The organism is Dyella sp. SYSU CM1112 (assembly GCF_058216415.1).
In genome coordinates this window covers 1-289 of record NZ_JBZEGI010000108.1, presented here as the reverse complement: position 1 = coordinate 289, position 289 = coordinate 1, and the positions used below count along the sequence as shown (strand labels likewise).

Annotated in this window: 1 protein-coding gene; it reads left to right on the top strand. The window is 59.5% G+C overall.

Annotated elements, in window-relative coordinates; translation table 11 throughout:
- The coding region (locus AC4HNJ_RS21830; RefSeq protein WP_490481718.1) for a carboxypeptidase-like regulatory domain-containing protein at window positions 1-289 on the top strand (289 nt) is incomplete at both ends.

Sequence of the window (289 nt, the reverse complement as noted above, 5' to 3'; positions counted from 1 at the left end):
CTGCAGCAAGAAGCATCGGGGCAACCGGTGGCCAATGCGCGCGTGACTCTAAGCGGCACCACTTATGCGGCCACCACCGATAAGGACGGCAATTTCACTTTCGCGAACATACCCGCAGGCAGCTACACCGTTTCCGCCTCGCAAAACGGCTTTGCCACGGCCAGCACAGCGCTGACGGTATCTGCCAACGCACCCGCAACGTTCGCACTCAATCTGAAAAAGGTGGCTCAACTCAATGTCGTGACCGTTGCCGCCAACCGCTACGACGCCGCCACCATGCAGATGGATG